Below are 5,797 nucleotides of genomic sequence, written 5' to 3'. Positions count from 1 at the left end.
CCATGCAATAGTCGGGTTTGCAAAGAAGGAGAGCTTATTTGGAGGGATTGCAGGCTCAATTTTTTCAGAGTTGCTATTTTTTTTGGTGGCGCTAGCCTTATTTTTCGTGACAGGCAGCATGTTATTTGTTTTCTCTGTATTTATTATACTCGCACTCCTAAAGGCGCTGCTTATTTTCAAAGAGCCGCTAATAACAACCAGTTAATGCCTTATAACAATTGGTTCAAACCGTTCGCTGCGCTCACTGGGACGGGCTAAAGCCCGCCCCTTAACCAAACGTTAGGCGTAAAAGCAGATATCGATGAACAAGGACGTTATGCATCCAAATAACAATTGGCGTATTCATCCTGAAAGCTCGCGGCGGCAGTACAAATCCAGCCCGAACCATTTGCGCCAGGTAACCAGCTTATTCACATGCGCAAAGGAACGTCCGGTTCGCGCATGCTCGGTCATCACCAGTTTCAACCGTGAACCCGGCACGCGCCTTCTCCACACTCCATCATCGCTGAGCACTTACGTTATGCTGCCGGCACAAGTCCGTGGCGCGGCCTAACAAGTGGTTCAAATCGTTCGCTGCGCTCACTGGGACCGGCTAAAGCCGGCCCCTTAACCAAACGTTAGAGGTAACCTGCCTCTTAAGAAAAGGTGAAAATTGAAGTATTTTGATTTCAAGTCTTTAATAGCCGCATTCGCTTTTGGCTGCTTTGCACCGCTCGCAATTATGCTAATAACAATTACCGCTCTTAACTACTCCAATAATACTGGCTTGTATATTGCTGCCTCAACAATCATGACAGCTGTTTACTTTATATATATCCCAGCCATTACCAGTTACATAGCAGCAAAAAAATCTAAACAACTACCTTACTATCATGGCTTAACTGTAACTGGAATTATTGCGATGGCAACCTACGCTATCAGTGAACCTGCCCATGCGTGGATTGGTATTGTTCATTTTTTATCAGTAATTATTCTAGGTCTTATAGGTACTAAAATAGCGGTAATGCGCAGGCAGCCTCACGAACCCTCTAACTAGTGGTTCAAACCGTTCGCTCCGCTCACTGGGACGGGCTAAAGCCCGCCCCTTAACCAAACGTTATGCGGCACTCATTGAATTCACAATGGAGGTGAAATGAAAGATTTCCTACTTGCTCTTAAAGATAATTTATCAAACGTATTTTCGATAGTGGGCATAGGATTAACTGTTTATTTTGCTGTATTTTACGTCCCTAACTACGTTGAAGAACTTGAAATAAAGAAAATTGAAGGCACTCATGCATCATTAGTGGAGTCAATTCAGGAACTTGTATACAACAACCATAGTATTGATTCAGGCGATATTAAGACCCTAATACGAGGTAAAGAATTAGCCGGAAACATGACATACCCCTTTACTCCGGAAGAGCTCCTTATTCAGGTACAAGAAAGCTTTTTAGAGAACAAATTTATTCCACTGGATCAGCGTAAAGCTCTAATTGAGAAAATTGACGACATAAGAGAGGAGCTTCCGTCCCAGCCCATTGAAAACCCAAAACAAGATGATAAGCCGTTTTACGGAGATGTATTGTCGTGGGTATCAGCAGCTTTCGGCATTATCGCTGCTATTTTTGGCTTTAACAGCATATGGTCACGGAATTTAAAATTAGAAGAGATAAAGATTGAGTCTACCATTGAAGGACGACAGGAATCTTTAAAGAAAAAACTACAAGCAAATATGTTCTTGGAAAGAGACATATATGAAATCTTTAAGAAGGTCCTAGGCTCAAATAATGTCGAGCATTGTCCTCCGTCAATGCCCGTAGACTTTATAATAAAAACAGCGAATGGCCGCGATACAGCTATCGAAGTTAAATACACCGAAATGGAAATTATTCCTCTCAGAGTTGTAAATAACCTAATTAGTGCTGCGCTTAAATTGAAAATGCCAGTTCTTTTAATCAGCAACGCAAATCCAACAGCTAGTGCAAAAAAGATGCTTGCTGATTTCAATTCAGAGAATAAAGATTTACCTATTCGCTATATGAACATTTACGAAAGCAAAAATATTGAAAGTGATATAAAAGAACTATTTGGTATAACCGCATAACAAGTGGTTCAAATCGCTCGCTGCGCTCACTGGGACGGGCTAAAGCCCGCCCCTTAACCAAACGTTAGCCAATCGCTTTCAGCTTGTTTGGTTTTTAATCGCGTACACCAGCAATATCGGCCCACTGCTTCAGGCTTCACAAGTGTTCGAAATTTGTATTTACTGAGCCACCGCCGCCACTATCGGGCACAGTCAAAACCGCATATGTTCAGTAAAATCGTAAACATTAAATTTATTGCGTTTCGCCAGGTTCACCGCGTAACGCGTTACAAGCAGGGAAGGCGGTGTTTCAAATTATGCGTACATCCGAGCGTCTAACAGTTGGTTCAAATCGTTCGCTGCGCTCTCTGGGACGGGCTAAAGCCCGCCCCTTAACCAAACGTTATGTACAGAGGATGGATATGGATTTCACTCCTGAAGAAAAGCTCGTAATTGCTCAATGCCTCGCGCAAGATCCAAGTATGAAACGCACATTGTTTCTTTACTGGCCTTACATTCTTCCCTTATGCGCGGCGGCAATTTATGGTTTTATTGAAGAAAATTACTTTATAAGCACTATTTCTTTTTTCTTCCTTGTTTGCGAAATAATCTGGTTCTTAAACGAAACATCGAAATCTGGCAAACATCTAAAGTCAGCGCTAACAAAATATGAAGCAATGGCTGCGAAACAAAGTGGAGCCTCATGCACATAACAATTGGTTCAAATCGTTCGCTGCGCTCGCTGGGACGGGCTAAAGCCCGCCCCTTAACCAAACGTTAGGTTACCACCATGAAAAAAGTCATCGCCTTTCTACTCAGTCTATTCGGCTCGCAAGCCTCAGCCGATCAGGAACTACACGAATCGTCCATGAATTTCGACATGGAGAATGTGCATCCATTTATCGAGAAACTAAATACTGAACTCGCCCTTCAATTGAAAGCTGGTGAACTCACCAACGCAATATCACAAACACCAGTAGACTCCGAAAGCACTTTCACCTTAGAAATTAACTATGCTGGTAAAAAACAAAAATTAATACTCAAAGCGTATATGGATGACGTAGACGCACCAGATCTATATTTTTTCTCCCCGTCTGCCGAATTAGCAAGCTCAATCAGTAGTGCAATGGATAGTTTCGTAGATGAACGCGACCTTTAATCCATAACCTAACAACTGGTTCAAATCGCTCACTCCGTTCGCTGGGACGGGCTAAAGCCCGCCCCTTAACCAAACGTTAGGAGCATTACTTGTGCTTGGACGCATTGCACTAGTCGCCATAATGGCTTTTCTCTCTGCGGGTGTAGGAGCTGAAGCAGTTGATTGTCCGCCGCAAGAAAAAGACCTAGCCGAACTCAAGAAACTCCTTCAGCTCAATCCTGAGGAGCTAGCAAAAAATGAATTAGCAATTTCCAACCCCGCGTTTTATGGGGTGTATGGCTACTCCGTAAGCATTCCGGGCCTTACTGACGACGTAATGGCTTGCCTGCATCTAAAAGCACAAATCAAACAGATGCCAGGTACATCCGATGTTTTGTGCAGCGACGAAATAGTTAACCTGCAGCCTGCAGCAAAAAATTTCGCAGAGCGCTATAACTCAGAGCTGGCTCGCGGCATGGCGTTAAAATGCCCCTAACTAGTGGTTCAAATCGTTCGCTGCGCTCACTGGGACGGGCTAAAGCCCGCCCCTTAACCAAACGTTAGGTCATAGGAAAAATTGTGGCACGCTCCCCTCGATGGATTAGTAACGGAATTAAAGATGGTGTCTGGACGATAGAGCTCTCATCGTGGAAGTATTTTCACGATTATGTCCGCCAAGAAATGCTTAACTATTCACACTATGTCTGGCGCGGACAGAGAGATGCTGATTGGCCGCTACAAACAAGTTTAGACCGAGCGCTTCAATTTAAGCTAAAGAGTAAACATCATTCAATTTCGAAAGCGCATCTTGAAAAATTCAAGCTAGCGGTTCGTGGTCGTCGCGGATCAAATCCAGTAACGATTAACGACGAAAACGAATGGTGGGCCCTAGCTCAACATAATGGCATGGCCACCCCCTTACTTGACTGGACTGAGTCTCCATTTGTAGCACTTTATTTTGCCTTTGAGAAAGCACAGACTCCAGTATCAGGAAAAAGAGCTATTTGGGCACTTGGCAATGTATCGAAGAAAAACAGTGAAATTATTGCCAACCACAAAGAAGAAACTCCGCCGCCAATACTTGAATTTGTTCGCCCAATGCAAGATGAAAACTCGCGACTTGTAAGTCAGTCTGGTTTATTTACAAAAGTCCCATACGGCCAGACAGTCGAAAGTTGGATTAAAGCTCAACACGCTGGACACATTGCAACTGCGCCACTAATAAAAATCACATTCCCAAACAATGACCGGCCAGAGTGCTTGCGAACCCTACAAAAAATGAACATCAATCATTTAAGTCTTTTCCCAGACATCTACGGCGCAGGCCAGTACTGTAATAAAGCACTTACAATTGATAAGTACTGACCTAACAAGTGGTTCAAACCGCTCGCTGCGCTCACTGGGACGGGCTAAAGCCCGCCCCTTAACCAAACGTTAGGTCTCATCATGGATGATCGTGCATTTCAAAGCCTTGAAATATTCCTGCAGAAGATTCCTGGCATCTCGTCTCCACCCAGTCACGGACACTCGCCAGACGGTCAATGGTGGGTTAAATTCACTATCGACATTGACAACCCATATTCTTGGCAAGTCGTACAAGAGCTAGGACACATATTAAATTACCTGTCATTAAATGAGCGTCTACCTACGACATTTAAACCCGTTTCGCCACCGCCATACATGAATGGTGGCCCAAGAGATTTCTTGTCTTGGGTAATTGAGTGCTCAGACAAAGATTTCAAACCTGGCACTGTTGCCAAATGGCTTGAAGGGCGCATGCCACAACCTGTTGATGATACAACGCAGTGGGAACTGAACGAGTAGTGAAACCTAACTAGTGGTTCAAACCGTTCGCTTCGCTCACTGGGACGGGCTAAAGCCCGCCCCTTAACCAAACGTTAGATTTCAAAGAGGATATTGCATTGCAGTTACTTACTGAACAGACCATAACCATCGCTAGATCAGTCGAGGCCGCATATCAATACGCGACAAATCTTGAGCGTTTTTCTGAGTGGTTTCCTGGTGTTTTATCCATAGAATCAGTCAACGCACTTGAACACGCCCAGCGTGGCAAGGAATATCTGGAAACGGTCGTCGTCCCTCTCAGGGGCAAGAGGAAAATCAAGATCAGCGTCAAAGACGCTCAATCCAACAAGATGTTTGTTACCGAGGGTGAGTTCCCACCTCTGATGCCAAGAATGGAGATTCTCTTTAAGGCAACGGGTGCCGATTCCTGCAGCATTACGTGGCGCATGTTCAGTCGCAGCAAGAGTTTTCTATTCAAAGCCACGCTCTTGCATTTGTTCAAGAGTATAATGCACAAAAGGGCAGCAATTGGCCTAAAGCAGTTACAGCAGAAACTCGAAGTCTCTGTGCGATGAACCGATTGAACCCTAACAAGTCGTTCAAGCGGACAGCGCTACGCGCTGCCGCTTAACTCCAGTGTTAGGGTCAGAGCAAAAATAGAAGTACGACGCACATGGATGTCAGGTGTAACTCACTAAACGAAGTCCGCGAAAACATCGACAACATAGATCGCGAAATCGTGGCATTACTCGCAACACGCGGTAATTTTGTCACCCAAGCAGCATCAT

General features: G+C 44.4%; 9 protein-coding genes. All 9 read left to right on the top strand.

The window, feature by feature from the left end:
• On the top strand, window positions 1-205 hold a 205-nt coding region (locus tag AACX99_RS21975), incomplete at its 5' end, for a hypothetical protein (RefSeq protein WP_339414542.1).
• Window positions 206-652: 447 nt separating this feature from the next.
• Window positions 653-1,036, top strand: coding sequence for a hypothetical protein (locus AACX99_RS21970; protein ID WP_339414541.1), 384 nt, complete (start codon window positions 653-655; stop codon window positions 1,034-1,036).
• Window positions 1,037-1,132: 96 nt separating this feature from the next.
• Window positions 1,133-2,086 carry a hypothetical protein gene (locus AACX99_RS21965; protein WP_339414540.1) on the top strand — a complete coding sequence of 318 codons (954 nt, stop codon included), beginning with the start codon at window positions 1,133-1,135 and terminating at the stop codon, window positions 2,084-2,086.
• 401 nt (window positions 2,087-2,487) lie between these two features.
• Window positions 2,488-2,778 carry a hypothetical protein gene (locus AACX99_RS21960; protein WP_339414539.1) on the top strand — a complete coding sequence of 97 codons (291 nt, stop codon included), beginning with the start codon at window positions 2,488-2,490 and terminating at the stop codon, window positions 2,776-2,778.
• Between the two features lie 77 nt (window positions 2,779-2,855).
• Entirely contained in the window at window positions 2,856-3,224 is a 369-nt protein-coding gene (locus AACX99_RS21955; protein ID WP_339414538.1) for a hypothetical protein, read from the top strand.
• A 91-nt stretch (window positions 3,225-3,315) separates the two neighbouring features.
• Window positions 3,316-3,699, top strand: coding sequence for a hypothetical protein (locus AACX99_RS21950; protein WP_339414537.1), 384 nt, complete (start codon window positions 3,316-3,318; stop codon window positions 3,697-3,699).
• Between the two features lie 83 nt (window positions 3,700-3,782).
• Window positions 3,783-4,568 carry an FRG domain-containing protein gene (locus tag AACX99_RS21945; protein WP_339414536.1) on the top strand — a complete coding sequence of 262 codons (786 nt, stop codon included), beginning with the start codon at window positions 3,783-3,785 and terminating at the stop codon, window positions 4,566-4,568.
• A gap of 81 nt (window positions 4,569-4,649) precedes the next feature.
• Window positions 4,650-5,027, top strand: coding sequence for a hypothetical protein (locus AACX99_RS21940; protein ID WP_339414535.1), 378 nt, complete (start codon window positions 4,650-4,652; stop codon window positions 5,025-5,027).
• Between the two features lie 98 nt (window positions 5,028-5,125).
• Window positions 5,126-5,584: an SRPBCC family protein gene (locus tag AACX99_RS21935; RefSeq protein ID WP_339414534.1), complete on the top strand. Its 459-nt coding sequence runs from the start codon at window positions 5,126-5,128 to the stop codon at window positions 5,582-5,584.
• Window positions 5,585-5,797 lie beyond the last annotated feature (213 nt).

This window comes from Pseudomonas sp. EA_35y_Pfl2_R5, from assembly GCF_963970805.1.
Classification (GTDB): Bacteria; Pseudomonadota; Gammaproteobacteria; order Pseudomonadales; family Pseudomonadaceae; genus Aquipseudomonas.
The sequence above is the reverse complement of the archived record's forward strand: the minus strand, read 5'-3'. Positions and strand labels throughout refer to the sequence as shown.

What these genes read in the sequence shown, in the direction of transcription:
- AACX99_RS21965 (WP_339414540.1), top strand. Translation starts at nt 1,133, where the DNA reads ATGAAAGATTTCCTACTTGCTCTTAAAGATAATTTATCAAACGTATTT.
- AACX99_RS21940 (WP_339414535.1), top strand. Translation starts at nt 4,650, where the DNA reads ATGGATGATCGTGCATTTCAAAGCCTTGAAATATTCCTGCAGAAGATT.
- AACX99_RS21955 (WP_339414538.1), top strand. Translation starts at nt 2,856, where the DNA reads ATGAAAAAAGTCATCGCCTTTCTACTCAGTCTATTCGGCTCGCAAGCC.
- AACX99_RS21960 (WP_339414539.1), top strand. Translation starts at nt 2,488, where the DNA reads ATGGATTTCACTCCTGAAGAAAAGCTCGTAATTGCTCAATGCCTCGCG.